Below are 16,556 nucleotides of genomic sequence, written 5' to 3'. Positions count from 1 at the left end.
GACGGCGACGATTGTTCCTGACGGACCGGATCGGCAGGCGCTCAGGCGGCGACGCAATCGGCCGCGAGCAGCGTCCGCAGGTCCCGCGCAGGAACCGGCCTGCTGAACAGGTAGCCCTGCATCTGCGTGCAGCCGAGCATCTGCACGGTGTCGCGCTGCTGATCGGTCTCGACGCCCTCGGCAGTGGTGATCATGTTGCGGTCGGCTGCGATCGAAACCACGGCGCGGATGATCGAGGCCGAGCCGCTGTTGCGGGTCACTTCCTTGACGAAGCTGCGGTCGATCTTGATCTTGTCGAACGGGAAGCGTTGCAGATATTGCAGCGACGAGTATCCGGTGCCGAAATCGTCGAGCGCGATGTGGAGACCGAGCGCGCGGAGCTGGCCGAGCGTGACCAGCGCCGCATCGTCGTCGGCGATCAGCACCGCCTCGGTGATCTCGAGCTCGAGCCGGCGCGGGTCGAGCCCGCTGTCGGCAAGCGCATTCGCAACCTTCAGCGCCAGCGTCTCCGACTTGAACTGGATCGGCGAGACGTTGACCGCGACGCACACATGCGCCGGCCAGGCTGCCGCCTCGGTGCAGGCGGTGCGCAGCACCCACTGCCCGATCTCCTCGATCAGCCCGGTCTCTTCGGCAACCGGTATGAACTCCGCCGGCGAGATCATGCCGCGCACGGGATGCCGCCAGCGCAGCAACGCCTCGCAGCCGGTCACCTCGTCGCTGCGCAGGTCGACCAGCGGCTGGTAGTGCAGCTCGAAGCCGCCCTCGGCCAGCGCGATACGCAAATCGGCCTCCAGCACGCGGCGCAGATTGGCCTGCGCCTCCATCGCCGGATCGAAGAAGCGATGGGTCCTGCGGCCCGCCGCCTTGGCGGCGTACATCGCAAGGTCGGCACATTTGAGCAGGCGGAACAGATCGGAGCCGTGGCGCGGGGCGATCGCAATGCCGATGCTGGCGTCGCTCGACAAATGGTGGCCGAGGCAGTCGAACGGCGTGCGCAGCGACTGATAGATGCGTGCGACCAGGTCGCCGACGTCGTCGTTCGAGGTGATGTCGTGCTGGACGATCGCGAACTCGTCGCCGCCGAGCCGCGCGATGAAGTCGTTCGACCCGACCGACTGGCGCAACTTCTCGGCCACGCGCCGGAGAAACTCATCGCCGATCAGATGGCCTAGCGTGTCGTTGATCCGCTTGAACTCGTCGATATCGATGTAATGGATGGCGAACTCGCGCGTGGCGGCCTCGAGCAGCAGCCCTTCCGCGTGGCGCTGGAACAGCGTCCGGTTTGGCAGATTGGTCAGCGCGTCGTAATGCGCGAGATACTCGATCCGCGCCTGCGCACGCCGCCCGTCGGTGACGTCCTCGAGAGTGGTGGCCCAGCCGCCGTCGGGCGCACGCTTATAGATCAGGCGGATGCTGCGACCGTCAGGCGTCATGATCACGGAGTCCCGAACCTCATCGCCCCTCGGGTTGGTGAAGCGGGCGCAGTACTCGTCGACGTCGCCGACAAACGAGCCGATCGCCTGGCGATGCAGGATCAGCTCGCGCAGATGGCAGCCCGGCCTCGCGACATCAGGCGAGAGGCCGAACATGTCGATGTATTGCTGGTTGCAGATCACGAGCCGCGCCGAGGCGTCGAACAGCAGCAGCCCCTGCGTCATGGTGTTGATGGCGGTGTCGAGGTGCTGGCTCTTCTCGGACAGCCGGCGGCTTGCCGCATCGTGCTGCCGCTGCAATTGGCGGACGATCAGGAAGACCGCGAAGCTGATGATCAGTACCGCCAACACGGCCGCGCAGAATTGCAGTTTGGTCTGGGTGCGCCAGTCCTCCAGCGCGCTCGATGTCTTCGTGGTAGCGAGGATCAGGATCGGAAAATGCGACAGCGATCTGACCGCGCCGACGCTCTCCTCGCCCGAAGCGCCAACGAACCGTCCCGAGGTGTTGCCGCCAAAGCTGATGACCTTCTGGAACACCGGCAGGTTGATGATGTTGCGACCGATCACGCTGGCATCCTGCGGATAGCGCGCGATGATGGTGCCGTCGCGGTGGATCATCGAAATCACGGTGTCGCCGCTCAGTGCCAGCGAGGCGACGAAATCCTCGAAATGGCTCGGCTCGACACCGCGGCTCGCGAAGCCGATGATCTCGCCGTTGCGCCCGGTGATCTTGCGCGCAAAGATCGTGGTCCAGTTGCCGGTCACCTTGCTCATTGCGGGCTCGACGATCACGGGTGAGGTCGGACGCCCCGAAGTGAACTCGTGGAAATAGCGCCGGTCCGCAACGCTGATGTCGGGCACCGGCCACATCTCGGATGAGTTGATCAGCCATCCCTTGGCGTTGAACAGATTGAGCCCGCCGACATGCGGCAGCGCCGCCAACCGCGTGCGCAGCATCTCGTGCGCGCTCAAGAGCGACATATTCTTTTCGAATTGATCGGCGGTCTCGACCTGCTCGGCCCGCAGGTAATTCACGATGTCGTCGTGGACATGCTGGAGATCTGTAAGCTGCTGGTCGAAATGCCGCGACAGCAGCAGCGCAGTGTTGTTGAGCTCGCGCTCGGACATCTCCAGCGCGCGCTCGCGAAACTGCAGCGCGAGATAGCCGGTGCCGAGCGTGATGGCGAGCACCAACAGCGCGGCGCTCAAGACGAGCCACTGGATCGCGCCCATCCTGCTGGCGCGCAACACACCCTTGATCGACAGCCGCCGGTATTCCGGCACGCTGCTCGTTGAGACAACCGACATTTTCCTGCCCCTGTGGATGCCCTTGTACGGGAACACAACCCAAGGGGTGGTTAGGAAAATCAGTTATCGGACGGTTAAGGCCAACGTGGACTCGCGCAGAGCCGGCCCCTCGGCCGCTCCATACTCACGAGCTGCAGCAAGCCGAAGCCTCCGGCGGCGCGGCCTTGGGCTGTGGGGCGCAACACGCGCTCTGTTTGTCTTCCTGCTTCTCGTGCGCCACTCGCGCGGTCCGCTCGCCGGTGCCGTCGCCATAGACGATGCTCTCACAGGTCGTATGGAACGTCTCCCAGGCGATCCCCGCGGGATCGTCGATCCACGACTTCTCGGACTTGGCATAGCAGCACACCGTCTGGCCCTGCTCGATGACCTCGCCGCCGGCCTTGCGCAGCCGTCCGTACACCTCGCCGAGCTCTTCAGCGCTCTCGACCTGAATGCCGAGATGGTCGAGGCCCGGTTCGCGGCCGCGGCTCGAGATCGCGAAGTTGACGCGGGGATCGTCGAGCATCCATTTGGCATAGTCGGATTTCACGACCGTCGGCTCGGCCCCGAACAGCGCCGAGTAGAAGCCGACCGATTGCGGGATATCCTTGACCGCGACGTGAACATGCATGCGCTTCATGGGGCAGTCCTTTCAGGGCGGCGACGCTGGATGGATATTCCATCCCAAGCATGCTCAGATATCAACAGCGTTACAACAGGAGTTCTGCTGCGGAATGGATGCGCTGACGCTGTTCGGGTTATTCGCCGTGACCATGATGCTCGTCTGCTATGCGGCCGAAGATCGCAGCCCCTGGTTCATCCTGGCCTTCGCTGTCTCCTGCGCGCTCGGCTCGGCCTACGGTTTCCTGCAGGGCGCCTGGCCGTTCGGCCTCGTCGAAGCGATCTGGGCGGTCGTCGCGGCGCGCCGATGGCTGCTGCGCCGAACCGCAGACAGCGCGTAACGTTATAGTATCCACGGCCAATCTGTCGCGGACGCGAACTTGAATGCGCGCTAGCACGGCGCTAAGTAGGCCTCATGGACGCTTCGCGCACCATGATTCAGTCTTCCCCTCACGCGACGGGATCGCGCCGCTGGCGCAGCCTGCTTGCGGGACTGATTTCGCTTGCGCTGGTGCTGTCGTTCTTCCACGGCTGGACCTCCGACGGCGATGCCGACGCGGCTCCCGGTTTCTCGATCGCGCAGCCGATCAACGACGCCGGCGGCAAGGCTCCGGCGCATCCCGCCTCGCCTCACAGCGACCATTGCCTGACGCACGTCGCCTCCGTGGCTCCGCAGGAGGCCGCGTTCCCGATCGCCTATGCACCGCACAGCTACGGCGACACCAACATCGGGCTGCCGGCTTCGGCCGATCGCCGCTCGCCCTTCAAGCCACCCCGCGCCTGATCCGGTCGACATGACCGGCCGTGCGCTGCTGCCATTCGGCAGCGCGCACCCTTCCGCACAGATCGATGTCGCGACAGCGCAGGGCCATCGGCCTGCGCTGCGGAGAGGCGCATATGAAACGGGTTGTTCTATTTTTCGCCGGCGTGGCCGCCGGCATTGCACTGGTCGTTGTGGCGGCCGGATGGATCGGTTGGCCGGTCAGGTTCCCGGCCGCGATGCAGGAGACTGCGACGACAGACACAAAGGCCGAGGCCCGGCACGAGGCCCCCGGACATATCGAGCTGAGCGAAGACCAGGTTCGCGAAGCCGGCATCACGTTCGCGCAAGCCAGCGGCGGCATGCTGAAGCGGCATTTCCTCGCGCCGGGATCGCTGATCCCCGATGCGGATCACATCGGCCGGGTATCGGTGCGCGTGCTCGCGACGGTCACGGAACTGCGCAAGCGCCTCGGCGATGTCGTCGAGAAGGGCGAGATCGTCGCCGCGATCGAAAGCCGCGAGGTGGCCGACGCCAAGAGCGAATACCTCGCCGCACGGCTCACCAACGATCTGCAGCAGACCCTCTACGCGCGGCAGAAGACGCTGGTCGAGACCCGCATCGTGTCGGAAAACGAGTTCCTGCGCACGCGGCTGACCGCGAACGATGCCCAGATCAAGCTCGACGGCGCTCGGCAGAAGCTGTTTGCGCTTGGTCTCTCGGAGGCCGAGATCGCCGACCTGCCGAACCAGCCCCCGGAGAGCCTGCGGACGCAGTTCTTGCGCGCGCCGATCAGCGGCCGGGTGTCCGAGCGGCGCGTCGATCTCGGCGGATTGATCGGGCGCGAGGGCCAGGAGAGCGAGCTCTATGTCATCGTCAATCTCGATGACATCTGGGTCGACCTCGCGGTCTCACCCGAAGACATCGGCGCGGTCCGCGAAGGCGTTTCGGTAAGAATCCGGGCCATCGGCACCGAAGATGAAGCCAATGCCGGTGTGATCTTTGTCAGCCCCCTGCTCGACCGCGAGACCCGCAACGCGCGCGTGATCGCGACCATGCCCAACAAGGACCACCGCTGGAAGCCGGGTACCTTTGTCACCGCCGAGGTCCCGCTGTCAGGCGCGCCGTCGACCGTGATCGTCTCGAAGAAGGCGCTTCAAACCATCAAGGGAACGCCGACCGTGTTCGTGCGCGATGCCGACGGCTTCGAGGCGAGATCGGTGCGGACCGGCCGCGAGGACGACGACGATATCGAGATCGTTGCCGGCCTCACAGCCGGCGAGACCATCGCGGTACAGAACACCTTCACGCTGAAGGCGGAGTTCGAGAAGGACGAGGCGGAGCACGACCATGATTGAGCGCATCATCGGTCTTGCGATCCAACGGCGCTGGGTGGTCGTCACATTGGCGGCGATCGCGATGTTCCTCGGCGGCCTTGCGCTGACCAGGCTGCCGATCGACGCGGTGCCCGACATCACCAACAAGCAAGTCCAGATCAACACCGTGGCCCCGGCGCTGTCGCCGGCCGAAATCGAGAAGCAGATCACCTTCCCGATCGAGACGGCCCTGGCCGGCGCGCCGGGGCTCGAGAGCACGCGCTCGCTCTCCCGCAACGGCTTCTCGCAGATCACGGCGGTGTTCAGCGAGGCCACCGACATCTATTTTGCCCGCCAGCAGGTTGGCGAGCGCCTGACCGAGGTCCGCGCGCGGCTGCCGCAAGGCATCGAGCCGCGGATCGGCCCGACCTCGACCGGCCTCGGCGAAATCTACATGTGGACCGTCCATTATTCCGGGCAGAAAGTGCAGGCCGACGGCGCGCCGGGCCTGCAAAGCGACGGCCGCTTCCTGACGGCGGACGGCCAGATGCTGCAAAGCGAGGTCGAGAAGGACGCCTATCTGCGTACCGTGCAGGACTGGATCATCAAGCCGCAGATCAAGATGGTGCCTGGTGTCGCCGGCGTCGATACGATCGGCGGATACCTCAAGCAGTATCAGGTCCATCCCGATGCGGCGAAGCTGATCGCGCTCGGCCTCACCTTTGCCGACGTCGCCAAGGCGATCGAGACCAACAATGTCAGCCGCGGTGCGCGCTATATCGAGCGCAACGGCGAAGGCTTCGTCGTGCGCTCCGGCGGCCGGCTCGAGAACATCGACGAGCTCGGCGCCGTCGTCGTCACCACCCGCGGCGGCGTCCCGGTCCGGATCCGCGACCTCGCCACGCTTTCGATCGGCGGCGAGACGCGCACCGGCAGCGCCAGCGAGAACGGCCGCGAGGTCGTGGTCGGCACCGCGCTGATGCTGATCGGCGCCAACAGCCGCACCGTGTCGGCCGCGGTCGACGCCAAACTGCTGACAATCATGCCGTCCTTGCCGGCCGGCATCGAGGTCAAGACGGTGCTGGATCGGACCCAGCTGGTTGATGCAACGATCGGCACGGTGGCGCGCAACCTCAGCGAAGGCGCATTGCTCGTGATCGCCGTGCTGTTCGTGCTGCTCGGCAATTTCCGCGCGGCATTGATCACGGCGCTGGTGATCCCGGTCGCGATGCTGATGACCGCGATCGGCATGTGGCAAGGCCGGATCAGCGCCAATCTGATGAGCCTCGGCGCGCTGGATTTCGGCCTGATCGTCGACGGCGCCGTGATCATCACCGAAAACAGCCTGCGTCACCTCGCCGAGAAGCAGCATGCGCTCGGCCGCGTGCTGACGCGCGATGAACGGCTGGCGACGGTGCAGGCCTCCGCGGTGGAAATGGTGCAGCCGAGCCTCTACGGCCAGGCCATCATCCTCCTGGTCTATGTGCCACTGCTGACCTTCACCGGCGTCGAAGGCAAGATGTTCGAGCCGATGGCGCTGACCGTGATCCTTGCGCTCGCGGCCGCCTTCGTGCTGTCGCTGACACTGGTTCCGGCGCTGATCGCGATCGGCATCACCGGCCGCGTGCAGGAGCAGGAAAACCGGCTCGTTGCCGCCCTGAAGCGCTGCTACAGCCCGCTGCTCCGGCGCGCGGTTGCAACGCCGATCCCGGTCATCGCGGTGGCGGTCGTGCTGTTCGCGACCGCCCTGTTCGGGTTCTTCCGCCTCGGCCAGGAGTTCATCCCCTCGCTCGACGAGAAGAACATCGCCATGCACGCGCTCAGGATTCCGAGCACAGCACTGTCGCAGTCGCAGGCGATGCAGCTGTCGGTCGAGAAGGCCGTCAGCCGCTTTCCGCAGGTGTCGTTCGTCTTCTCCAAGACCGGCACCGCGGAGGTGGCGAGCGATCCGATGCCGCCGAACGCGTCCGACACCTTCATCATCCTGAAGCCGCGCGAACAGTGGCCGGATCCATCGCTGACCAAGGAGCAACTGATCGAGGACATCTCGAAGGCGGTTGGCCGGCTGCCCGGCAACGTCTATGAATTCACCCAGCCGATCCAGATGCGCTTCAACGAGCTGCTCGCCGGCGTTCGCGGCGACATCGCGGTCAAGGTGTTCGGTGACGAGTTCGGGCCGATGCAGAAAGCCGCCAACCAGATTGCATCAGCGCTGCGCAGCGTGCGCGGCGCGACCGACGTCAAGGTCGAACAGGCCGGCGGCCTGCCCGTGCTCGAGATCAAGGTCGACAAGGGGGCGATCGCCCGGCGCGGCCTCAGCGTCTCTGCCGTGCAGGACGTGATCGGTGCCGCGGTCGGCGGCCAGGATGCCGGCGTTGTGTACGAAGGCGACCGCAGCTTCGACATCGTGGTGCGATTGCCGGAGAGCGTGCGCTCCGATCTCGAGGCGCTGAGCAATTTGCCGGTCGCGTTGCCGAAGGCAACGCCGAGTTCGCCGGTGCAGAGCCTGCCGCTCAACCGCGTCGCCCAGTTCTCCTTCACCGAAGGGCCGAACCAGATCAGCCGCGAGAACGGCAAGCGCCGCATCGTGGTGACAGCCAATGTTCGCGGCCGCGATCTCGGCTCGGTGGTCGAGGAAGCCCAGGCAAAAGTCGCGCAATCGGTGCAGCTGCCGCCGGGCTATTGGATGACCTGGGGCGGCCAATCCGAGAATCTTGCCGCGGCGCGACAGCGCCTGGCCGTGGTGGTGCCGGCGTGTTTTGCGATGATCTTCCTGTTGCTGCTGGCGGCGATGGGCTCGGCCCGCGATGCGCTGCTGGTGTTCAGCGCGGTGCCGCTAGCGCTCACCGGCGGCATCGCCGCACTTTGGCTGCGCGGCATGCCGTTCTCGATCTCGGCGGCGGTCGGCTTCATCGCACTGTCGGGCGTTGCGGTGCTGAACGGGCTCGTGATGCTGAGCTTTATCAGGCAATTGCGCGAGCGCGGCGTGCCGATGCGGGAAGCCATCGAGCAAGGCGCCCTCACCCGCTTCCGCCCCGTGGTGATGACCGCATTGGTGGCCTCGCTCGGCTTCGTGCCGATGGCGTTCGCCACCGGCACCGGCGCCGAGGTGCAGAAGCCGCTCGCTACGGTCGTGATCGGCGGGCTGATCAGCGCGACCCTGCTGACGCTTGCCGTGCTGCCGGCGCTCTATGCCCGGTACGGGCATGCCGGCAGTGCTGCGCGCAATGGGAGAACCGCGATTCAGCCTGCCGAATGACGGTGTGTTGACCGACCGTCCGCGGGAGAAATCCGGCCGTTACAGCGCCGAACAAGCGCTGTAACATTTCTGTCATATGGCAAAACTAAACGAAGACTGCGGCGGGCTGCCGCGGGGCTTCATCAGGGGGAATAACAATATGCGTCGTGCCATTACCTTACTGTCCGCGAGCATGATCGCGCTTTCGGCGGGCGCCGCCTCGGCGCAGAACGCTAACCCCCGCAACCTCATCCTGTTCGTCCCCGACGGTCTGCGCGGCGGCATCGTGACGCCGGAGACGGCACCGGCCATGGCCGAGATCCGCGACAAGGGCGTCAATTTCAAGAATTCGCACTCGCTGTTCCCGACCTTCACGATGGCTAACAGCTCGGCGCTGTCGACCGGCCATTATCTCGGCGACACCGGCACCTTCTCCAACACGATCTATACCGGCTACACCTCGGTGCCCGCCGGCGACACCGTGGTCCCCTTCATCGAGAACGACGCGGTGCTCGCCGATGTCGACGATCACTTCAACGGCGACTACCTCAACGAGGAGACGCTGCTGAAGATGGCCCGCGGCCAGGGTTTCAGCACCGCCGCCATCGGCAAGGTCGGCCCGACCCTGCTGTTCGACCACACCGATCGCGGCAAGAACACGATTGTGATCGACGATTCCACCGGCGGCAAGACCGGCGTGCCGCTCTCCGACGAGATGAAGGAGGCGCTGACCAAAGCGGGCCTGCCGCTCGCCACCCCGAGCCGCGGCGACAACGCCAAGGCGGGCGACGCCAAGACACCCGGCACCACGGTCGCCAACGTGGCGCAGCAGGCCTACATGGCCGACGTCGCGACCAAGGTCGTGCTGCCGATGTTCAAGGCGCGCAACAAGCCGTTCGTGCTGGTGTTCTGGTCGCGCGATCCGGACGGCAGCCAGCACAACACCGGCGACAGCCTCAACACCATCACCCCCGGCATCAACGGCCCGACCTCGATGGCCGGCATCAAGAATGCCGACAACAACCTCGCGCAGCTGCGCAAGGCGCTCGACGAGCTCGGGCTTTCCGCCGACACCAACATCATGGTCTCCTCCGACCACGGCTTCTCGACGATCTCGAAGGAGAGCAAGACCAGCCCCTCGGCCAAGATCGTCTATGGCGACACGCCGAAGGATTTCCTGCCGATGGGCTTTCTGGCGATCGACCTCGCCAAGGCGCTGGACCTGCCGCTGTTCGACCCCAACGACAAGAACGCGAAGGTCGCCGACAATGCCCACCCGAAGGCCGGCAACGGCGTGCTCGGCCAGGATCCGGCCAAGCCTGACGTCGTGATCGCGACCAATGGCGGCTCGGATCTGATCTATCTGCCGAACCGCGACAAGAAGCTCGCCGACCGCGTCATCAAGGCGCTGCTCGAGCAGGACTATGTCAGCGGCCTGTTTGTCGACGACAAGCTCGGCACCTTCCCCGGCACGCTGCCGAATTCGAACCTCAATCTGAAGGGCAAGGCGGTGACGCCGAACCCGTCGATCGTGGTCAATTTCCGCTCCTGGTCGAGCGGTTGCGAGATCCCGACCAACTGCTCGGTGCAGGTCGCCGACACCGTGCTGCGCCAGGGCCAGGGCATGCATGGCAGCTTCAGCCGCGGCGACACCTTCAACTTCACCGCGGCGATCGGCCCCGACTTCAAGGCGGGCTATGTCGATCCGCTGCCGGTCAGCAACGCCGATGTCGGCATGACCGCGGCCCAGCTGCTCGGCCTGCGCGCGCCGAACAATGGCGGCTTGATCGGCCGGGTGATGTCGGAGGCGCTGCCGAACGGCATCGTGCCGAAGATGGCCGAGGGCACCATCATGTCGAAGAAGCCGTCGGCCAACGGCCTGCGCACCGTGCTGAAATTCCAACGCGTGCTTTCGACCCGCTATTTCGACGTCGCCGGGTTTCCGGGGCGGACGCTCGGGCTCGAGGAAACCGGTGGCAAACAGAAAACGGCGGGGAAGTAATCCCCGCCGCTCTGCTCGAATTCCAGTCACGCGGGATGATGGTTTACATCATTCCGATGTCGAACACGTTGGGGAGCTGCGCCGCGAGCGGCAGCGCAGTCGCGCCGACCAGCGTCGCCACCATCGCCGCCAGCGCGCGGCCGGTGCGGCGCTGACCGCGCATCTGGCCCGCGATCCACTCCAGAACCTTGGTGTCCATCTTGGCGCCCTGCCTCGGCGCCCAGCGATCGATCTCGGTGTCGGGCGACAGCGCCACCGTGCGCGGCGGCACCGGCAGGCCGGACTCGGAGGCGGCATGATGGGCGATCGCCTTGGCGAGCAGATCGTCGAACCGGCCGCCATCGCTGCGCTCGGCGGCGGCCTCGTTGATCGCGAACAGCGCCTCGATCTCGGCCCGGCTGACCGGCTGATGCTCAACCGCGGCCGCCGTCAGGATGCGCGCGCACCAGGCAGCGTCATCGGCATCGAGCGACCGGGAGAAATGGATGCGGCCCTTGGTGGTCGGGCCTTCGCCGGTGATCACGCCGTCGCGCACGATGGTGAGCGCATGGGCGGCAGTCTTGCGGCAGGACGGATGCAACGCACCGCTGAGAGGCTCAGCGGTCTTGGTACTTGGGGTAGACATTGTGGGAGCTTTCAATTCCTATCTCAGGCCAGCTTTTCCATGCGGGCGTAAACGAGTGGTTAATGATTCGGAACTTGCGTTCCGAGATTTTTAGATGGTTGCTATTTGGTCGCTTTAAACGTCGTCACGGTTCAGTCCTATAGCAGCCAGGGCCGGCGTGATGACTGCGATAAGCGGCATTATCTGGGCATTTCCAAGCCTTTGTGCCGCAGCTGATATTTCGCCGTAGGGATCCGGATCAAAACAAGTTGCTTGGAATTCCACCCTCAAGGAGAAATGTTTCACCTTTTTTCAGAACCCGTTCACTTAAGCCTTATCCCGTCCTATACTGGAACAGACAGCCTCAAATACAAATTCAATCGCAACTTCAAAGAGATGAGGTAAAATCATGGCACTTCAGATTGGCGCCGTCGCCCCCGACTTCGAAGCCGAGACCACCGAAGGAAAGATCAAGTTCCATGACTGGATCGGCAACAGCTGGGCGCTTTTGTTCTCCCATCCCAAGGACTTCACCCCGGTCTGCACCACCGAGCTCGGTGCGCTCGCCCGCCTGAAGCCTGAGTTCGACAAGCGCGGCGTCAAGCTGATGGGCTTGTCGGTCGACCCGGTGGACCGCCACGCCAAATGGTCCGACGACATCAAGGAAACCCAGGGCGCGGCGCCGAACTATCCGATGATCGGCGACACCGATTTCAACGTGTCGAAGCTCTACGACATGCTGCCGGCCTCGACCTCGGGCGATCCCCTCACCCGCACCCCTGCCGACAACCAGACCGTCCGCAACGTGTTCGTGATCGGACCGGACAAGAAGATCAAGCTGGTGATGGTCTATCCGATGACCACCGGCCGGAATTTCCAGGAGATCCTGCGCTCGATCGACTCGCTGCAGATGACCGCCAAGCATCGCGTCGCCACCCCTGCCGACTGGAAGCAGGGCGAGGACGTGATCATCGCGGGCTCGGTCAGCGACGACGAGGCCAAGACGATCTACCCGCAGGGCTGGAAGGCGCCGAAGCCTTACATCCGCATCGTGCCGCAGCCGAAGTAACGGCAGGCTCACTGCGTCCGGGTGACCCGCGCACAGCCGATCATCGTCTGGTTTCGCGACGATCTGCGGCTGTCGGATCACCCGGCGTTGCATGAGGCGGCGGCAAGCGGCGCGCCGGTCGTCGGCCTCTATGTGCGTGACGAAGAGAGCTGTGCATTGATGCCGCCGGCCGTACGTCGGCTCGGGGGTGCGACGCGCTGGTGGCTGGCGCAGTCGTTGCGCGCACTCGGCAAGAGCCTCACCATGGCAGGCGGATCGCTGGTGCTGCGCACCGGACCGGCCGCGTCGGTGATCGCCACGGTGGCGCGCGAAATCGGCGCACGCGCCGTATTCTGGAACGACATCGCGCAGGCACCGCATCAGGCCGTTGCCAGAGAAGTCGAAGCCGCGCTCGCAAGTGACAGCATCGACTCGCAAATTTTCCGCGGCGATCTGCTCGTCGAACCGAAGGCGATCCGCAACAAGGACAACCGGGCCTTGCGCGTGTTCACGCCGTTCTGGCGGCGCGTCCAAGGCCTCGGCGATCCGCCAAGGCCGTTGCCGGCGCCGAAGAGACTCACATCCATCGGCGGCATCGCGAGCGACGCCCTCGATGACTGGGGTCTCGAACCGACACGGCCGGATTGGGCCGGCGGCCTGCGCGAGACCTGGACACCGGGTGAAGCCGCGGCGCAGGCGCGGCTGAAGCGATTCCTCGATGAGGGGATCAGCGGTTACGCCGACGACCGCGATCGGCCCGACCGCGACGGCACCTCGCGCCTGTCGCCGCATCTGCGCTTCGGCGAGATCAGCCCGCGGCAGGTCTTTCACGCGGCCCGCTTCGCCGCCGCGGAAGACTCGCGCCTTGCCGGCGACATCGACAAGTTCCTCAGCGAGCTCGGCTGGCGCGAATTCTGCCGCCATCTGCTGTTCGACGTCCCCGATATGGCGGATCGGAACTTGCAGGAGCTGTTCGATGCCTTTCGGTGGAGGCGCAACGCTCTCGCCCTGGAGGCGTGGCAACGCGGACTCACCGGCTATCCGATCGTCGATGCCGGCATGCGCGAGCTCTGGCACAGCGGCGTGATGCACAACCGGGTGCGAATGGTGGCGGCCTCGTTCCTGGTCAAGCACCTCTTGATCGACTGGCGCACAGGCGAACAATGGTTCTGGGATACGCTGGTCGATGCCGATGCCGGCTCCAACCCCGCCAACTGGCAATGGGTCGCGGGCTGCGGCGCTGACGCCGCGCCCTATTTCCGCGTCTTCAATCCGGTCCTGCAGGGCGAGAAATTCGATCCCGACGGCGGCTATGTCAGGCGCTGGGTGCCGGAGCTCGCGCAGCTCTCCAACGAGCTGATCCATCAGCCCTGGACAGCGACACCGATCGAGCTGGCGAGCGCCGGCATCGAACTCGGCAAGACGTACCCGCCGCCGATCGTTGATCACAAGCAGGGGCGCGAACGCGCGCTTGCAGCTTACGCGAAGATCCGTCGCAAAGACTAAGCGCGGCGATTGACCAGCAGCACCGCCGCGGCGCAGGCGGCCATGCCGGCAATGGCGACATGATCCAGCCGCTCGTCGAACAGGACGTAGGCCATCAGCGCGGTCACCGCCGGCACCAGATAGAACAGGCTCGCGACCGAGGTCGCGGCATGGTGACGGATCAGCCAGTACAACAGCCCGATCGAACCGATCGACAGCGCGAACACGAGCCAGGCCAGCGCCAGCACGAACTCGCCGGTCCAATGCACCACATTGGTCTCGAACACGAAGGCGCCGATACCGAAGAAGATCGTCACCGCGATGTACTGCACCAGATTGCCGGCGCGCCAGTCGATCCGGTTGCAATAGCGCCGTTGGTAGAGCGTGCCCAAGGTGATGCTGATCAGCGAGACGCCGGAGGCGAGCCAGCCCCACCCCGCCTCGCTCGTCATCGGCCGGTTGTGCAGGATCAAGACGACGCCGGCGAGGCCGAGCACCAGTCCGCCCCATTGCAGCGGCGTGACGCGCTCGCCCAGCCAGCGGTTGGCAATGGTCGAGGTCAGGATCGGCTGCAGGCCCGGGATCAAGGCCGAGAGCCCCGCCGGAACCGAATGCGCGATCGCAATCGCGGTGCCGCCGAGATAGAAGCCGTGCACCAGGATGCCGGCGACCGCGCTGTGGAAAATACCAGTCCGGTCCGGCCAGTTCGGCCGCGCGATCGCGGCGATGACCGCCATCACCACCACCACGAACGCCATCCGGATTGCCAGATAGGTCAGCGGCTCCGCATTGTTGATGACGTATTTGGTGCCGATGAATCCGGTGCTCCACAGCACCACAAAGATCGCCGGCGCCAGACGAGCGGCAGTTTCCTCGAAGCTCTTGTTCATTGCAGGCTGTCATTGCCCGAAGATGAGGCAGCCAGCAATCGCGAATTTTGGCGGGGTGCCGCGCCCGTTTCCGCAAGCACACTTTCGTCCCGGCGCAAGCAGGGACCCATACTCCGCGGCGGTTGTTGTGAACGGGACCCGTCGTATCAGCATCGCGCAATAATCAGCATTCGTGGTTACGGGTCCCTGCTCCCGTGCGCAATTGCGCACTAGGCAGGGACGACACTGAGTGTGTTGCGCGGTCAGTGGTGTGCGCGAGGGGTTGCCCGTCGGGTCGACTTGCCGCGGTAACAGCGGCTCGCGAGCTCGCCGGCTCGTCAGCCCTCTCATGCGATGCGAAGCGCCGGCCGCACGCGCTGCCAATCACGACGATTTGTCCTCAGGGATGCCATGCGCGTTTGTCGGATGCGACATGCCGCCCTCGCCGATACGCTTCGGTAGAATCTCGCAGCCGTCGGTCGCGGCACGTTCCGGATTGCACTGGAATATACCGTCGCCGAATACCGGCGGCCAAAAACACTGCACAAGAAGAACCGGCCACGAGCCGGACAAGAAGAAAAACAATGGATCAAGTGGCGTTGGTCGTCGTTCGGGCGGTCGAGAGCGGCGCGACGACGACGAAAGATATTATCGGCGTGACCAGATTGTCGCGTCTCAAGGTCGAGCGTGCACTGAGCACGCTGGAGAAGCAGAAGCTGCTCCTCCGCGAACGGCAGGGCTCGTGGGCCCTCGGCTTTCCCGTGGCTCCGACGGTCAGGCAATGTGGATCATGCACCCTCTGCTGCAAGGTGCTTGAGGTGACCGATCTCGGCAAGCCGGTGAATACGGTCTGCAGCCACATCCTGGCGGGCGGCGGATGCGAGATCTACCACGAGCGTCCCCGGCAGTGCCGCTCATTCAGCTGTGCCTGGCTGCAAGGCCACCTCGATGATGATTGGTTTCCCGAGACCACGGGCATGGTGCCGCATTTCGGGCTCGACGCGCTGAATGTGCAGGTCGACCTCGATGATCCCGACCGCTGGCGCGAGGAACCCTATTTCAGCAAGCTGTGCGAACTTTCGTTGAAGGGCCTCAGGGTAAGTGAAGGGCGGCCGTATGCCACCCTCGTCATCGTCGGTCAGGATCGCTACCTGCTGCTCGGGCGGACCATCGTGCCCGATCCAACCCTGTTCGGCACCGCCTTCGTGCCGATTTCGCTCGACACCTTCCGCTACTGGAAGGCAACATCGCTTGAGCATCTGCAGCGGTTGAACGATCGGGTCATGGAGATCCAGCGCATCCAGCAGGAGTTCGGCCATTGCGCCATCCCTGACGACGACGATCCCTCCCCGCCTTACCGGCCGGCTCTGCTCCAACGGTCGAAGGAACTGGGCGTGATACGCACGACGTGACGACAGCCGGACACAGCGCAGGTCAGCTCGTCATCTCAGGTGATACTTCCTGCCGTTGGTGTTCGGGTCGGTGTTGTCGCTTGTCGAGAACATCAAGGCCGGGCCGAAGTAATTCCAGGTGTCCCGGTAAAATGCGAAGCGGCCGGCACCCTTGTCGATGATCTCTTGCTGGGTGGTGTTCGCGGGGCCGAGAAGCCGGTCGTCTTCGTACAATCGGGCAGTCTCGAGCGTGCCGTCCACGTATTTGACGGGGATGAGATACGCATATCCCTTGTAAAGACGGAAGGCGCCACGCAACAGGTTCCTGTCGATCGGACTCGGAGGAACCAGAAAAAGGAATGCGCTCGACGCCAAGGCAAAGAGCGTCGATCCGATCGCGATGCGCGTGCTGGCAGATGTCCTCAACGATACTTTTCCCTTGGCTCTTGCTTGCGAGGCTTCCCGCCTTCTGTAGCGCGCGCCTGCGGCGCAGACAACC

At 64.8% G+C, this 16,556-nt stretch carries 13 protein-coding genes; 8 read left to right on the top strand and 5 right to left on the bottom strand.

Annotated elements, in window-relative coordinates:
- Positions 1-41 precede the first annotated feature (41 nt).
- Complete coding sequence (locus ACVIYL_RS29480; RefSeq protein WP_253608279.1) at positions 42-2,744, bottom strand: bifunctional diguanylate cyclase/phosphodiesterase; 2,703 nt, start codon at positions 2,742-2,744, stop codon at positions 42-44.
- 124 nt (positions 2,745-2,868) lie between these two features.
- Positions 2,869-3,363 carry an ArsI/CadI family heavy metal resistance metalloenzyme gene (locus tag ACVIYL_RS29475; protein ID WP_253608278.1) on the bottom strand — a complete coding sequence of 165 codons (495 nt, stop codon included), beginning with the start codon at positions 3,361-3,363 and terminating at the stop codon, positions 2,869-2,871.
- A gap of 94 nt (positions 3,364-3,457) precedes the next feature.
- Here ACVIYL_RS29475 and ACVIYL_RS29470 point away from each other — a divergent pair, with 94 nt between their 5' ends.
- The 5 genes from ACVIYL_RS29470 (at position 3,458) to ACVIYL_RS29450 (ending at position 10,660) form a co-directional block, all read left to right on the top strand.
- Positions 3,458-3,685, top strand: coding sequence for a hypothetical protein (locus ACVIYL_RS29470; protein ID WP_018272058.1), 228 nt, complete (start codon positions 3,458-3,460; stop codon positions 3,683-3,685).
- Between the two features lie 92 nt (positions 3,686-3,777).
- A complete protein-coding gene (locus ACVIYL_RS29465) occupies positions 3,778-4,128 on the top strand; it encodes a hypothetical protein (RefSeq protein WP_143029738.1) in 351 nt (116 codons plus the stop codon).
- Positions 4,129-4,241: 113 nt separating this feature from the next.
- Entirely contained in the window at positions 4,242-5,462 is a 1,221-nt protein-coding gene (locus ACVIYL_RS29460; RefSeq protein WP_253608277.1) for an efflux RND transporter periplasmic adaptor subunit, read from the top strand.
- Complete coding sequence (locus tag ACVIYL_RS29455; RefSeq protein ID WP_456780401.1) at positions 5,455-8,679, top strand: efflux RND transporter permease subunit; 3,225 nt, start codon at positions 5,455-5,457, stop codon at positions 8,677-8,679. The genes ACVIYL_RS29460 and ACVIYL_RS29455 overlap by 8 nt, the downstream gene beginning before the upstream one ends.
- A gap of 139 nt (positions 8,680-8,818) precedes the next feature.
- Entirely contained in the window at positions 8,819-10,660 is a 1,842-nt protein-coding gene (locus ACVIYL_RS29450) for an alkaline phosphatase family protein (RefSeq protein ID WP_253608275.1), read from the top strand.
- A gap of 43 nt (positions 10,661-10,703) precedes the next feature.
- On the opposite strand, the gene ACVIYL_RS29445 is transcribed toward ACVIYL_RS29450, so the two are convergent.
- Positions 10,704-11,285 (bottom strand): hypothetical protein, encoded by a 582-nt coding sequence (locus ACVIYL_RS29445; RefSeq protein ID WP_026192875.1) that lies wholly within the window; start codon positions 11,283-11,285, stop codon positions 10,704-10,706.
- A gap of 388 nt (positions 11,286-11,673) precedes the next feature.
- Here ACVIYL_RS29445 and ACVIYL_RS29440 point away from each other — a divergent pair, with 388 nt between their 5' ends.
- Together ACVIYL_RS29440 and ACVIYL_RS29435 are read left to right on the top strand one after the other, a co-directional pair.
- Positions 11,674-12,333, top strand: coding sequence for a peroxiredoxin (locus ACVIYL_RS29440; protein WP_092088955.1), 660 nt, complete (start codon positions 11,674-11,676; stop codon positions 12,331-12,333).
- Positions 12,334-12,354: 21 nt separating this feature from the next.
- Positions 12,355-13,818 (top strand): cryptochrome/photolyase family protein, encoded by a 1,464-nt coding sequence (locus tag ACVIYL_RS29435; protein WP_253608274.1) that lies wholly within the window; start codon positions 12,355-12,357, stop codon positions 13,816-13,818.
- Here ACVIYL_RS29435 and ACVIYL_RS29430 read toward each other — a convergent pair.
- Positions 13,815-14,687, bottom strand: coding sequence for a DMT family transporter (locus ACVIYL_RS29430; RefSeq protein ID WP_253608273.1), 873 nt, complete (start codon positions 14,685-14,687; stop codon positions 13,815-13,817). The genes ACVIYL_RS29435 and ACVIYL_RS29430 overlap by 4 nt on opposite strands.
- A 563-nt stretch (positions 14,688-15,250) precedes the next feature.
- Here ACVIYL_RS29430 and ACVIYL_RS29425 point away from each other — a divergent pair.
- A complete protein-coding gene (locus tag ACVIYL_RS29425) occupies positions 15,251-16,078 on the top strand; it encodes a YkgJ family cysteine cluster protein (RefSeq protein WP_253608272.1) in 828 nt (275 codons plus the stop codon).
- A gap of 30 nt (positions 16,079-16,108) precedes the next feature.
- On the opposite strand, the gene ACVIYL_RS29420 is transcribed toward ACVIYL_RS29425, so the two are convergent.
- On the bottom strand, positions 16,109-16,483 hold the full coding sequence (locus ACVIYL_RS29420) for a hypothetical protein (protein ID WP_253608271.1): 375 nt from the start codon (positions 16,481-16,483) through the stop codon (positions 16,109-16,111).
- Positions 16,484-16,556: the final 73 nt, after the last annotated feature.

Source organism: Bradyrhizobium sp. USDA 3315 (genome assembly GCF_054056795.1).
This window is presented reverse-complemented; position numbering and strand designations above follow the sequence as displayed.

What these genes read in the sequence shown, in the direction of transcription:
- ACVIYL_RS29480 (WP_253608279.1), bottom strand. Translation starts at nt 2,744, where the DNA reads ATGTCGGTTGTCTCAACGAGCAGCGTGCCGGAATACCGGCGGCTGTCG.
- ACVIYL_RS29475 (WP_253608278.1), bottom strand. Translation starts at nt 3,363, where the DNA reads ATGAAGCGCATGCATGTTCACGTCGCGGTCAAGGATATCCCGCAATCG.
- ACVIYL_RS29470 (WP_018272058.1), top strand. Translation starts at nt 3,458, where the DNA reads ATGGATGCGCTGACGCTGTTCGGGTTATTCGCCGTGACCATGATGCTC.
- ACVIYL_RS29465 (WP_143029738.1), top strand. Translation starts at nt 3,778, where the DNA reads ATGATTCAGTCTTCCCCTCACGCGACGGGATCGCGCCGCTGGCGCAGC.
- ACVIYL_RS29460 (WP_253608277.1), top strand. Translation starts at nt 4,242, where the DNA reads ATGAAACGGGTTGTTCTATTTTTCGCCGGCGTGGCCGCCGGCATTGCA.
- ACVIYL_RS29455 (WP_456780401.1), top strand. Translation starts at nt 5,455, where the DNA reads ATGATTGAGCGCATCATCGGTCTTGCGATCCAACGGCGCTGGGTGGTC.
- ACVIYL_RS29450 (WP_253608275.1), top strand. Translation starts at nt 8,819, where the DNA reads ATGCGTCGTGCCATTACCTTACTGTCCGCGAGCATGATCGCGCTTTCG.
- ACVIYL_RS29445 (WP_026192875.1), bottom strand. Translation starts at nt 11,285, where the DNA reads ATGTCTACCCCAAGTACCAAGACCGCTGAGCCTCTCAGCGGTGCGTTG.
- ACVIYL_RS29440 (WP_092088955.1), top strand. Translation starts at nt 11,674, where the DNA reads ATGGCACTTCAGATTGGCGCCGTCGCCCCCGACTTCGAAGCCGAGACC.
- ACVIYL_RS29430 (WP_253608273.1), bottom strand. Translation starts at nt 14,687, where the DNA reads ATGAACAAGAGCTTCGAGGAAACTGCCGCTCGTCTGGCGCCGGCGATC.
- ACVIYL_RS29425 (WP_253608272.1), top strand. Translation starts at nt 15,251, where the DNA reads ATGGATCAAGTGGCGTTGGTCGTCGTTCGGGCGGTCGAGAGCGGCGCG.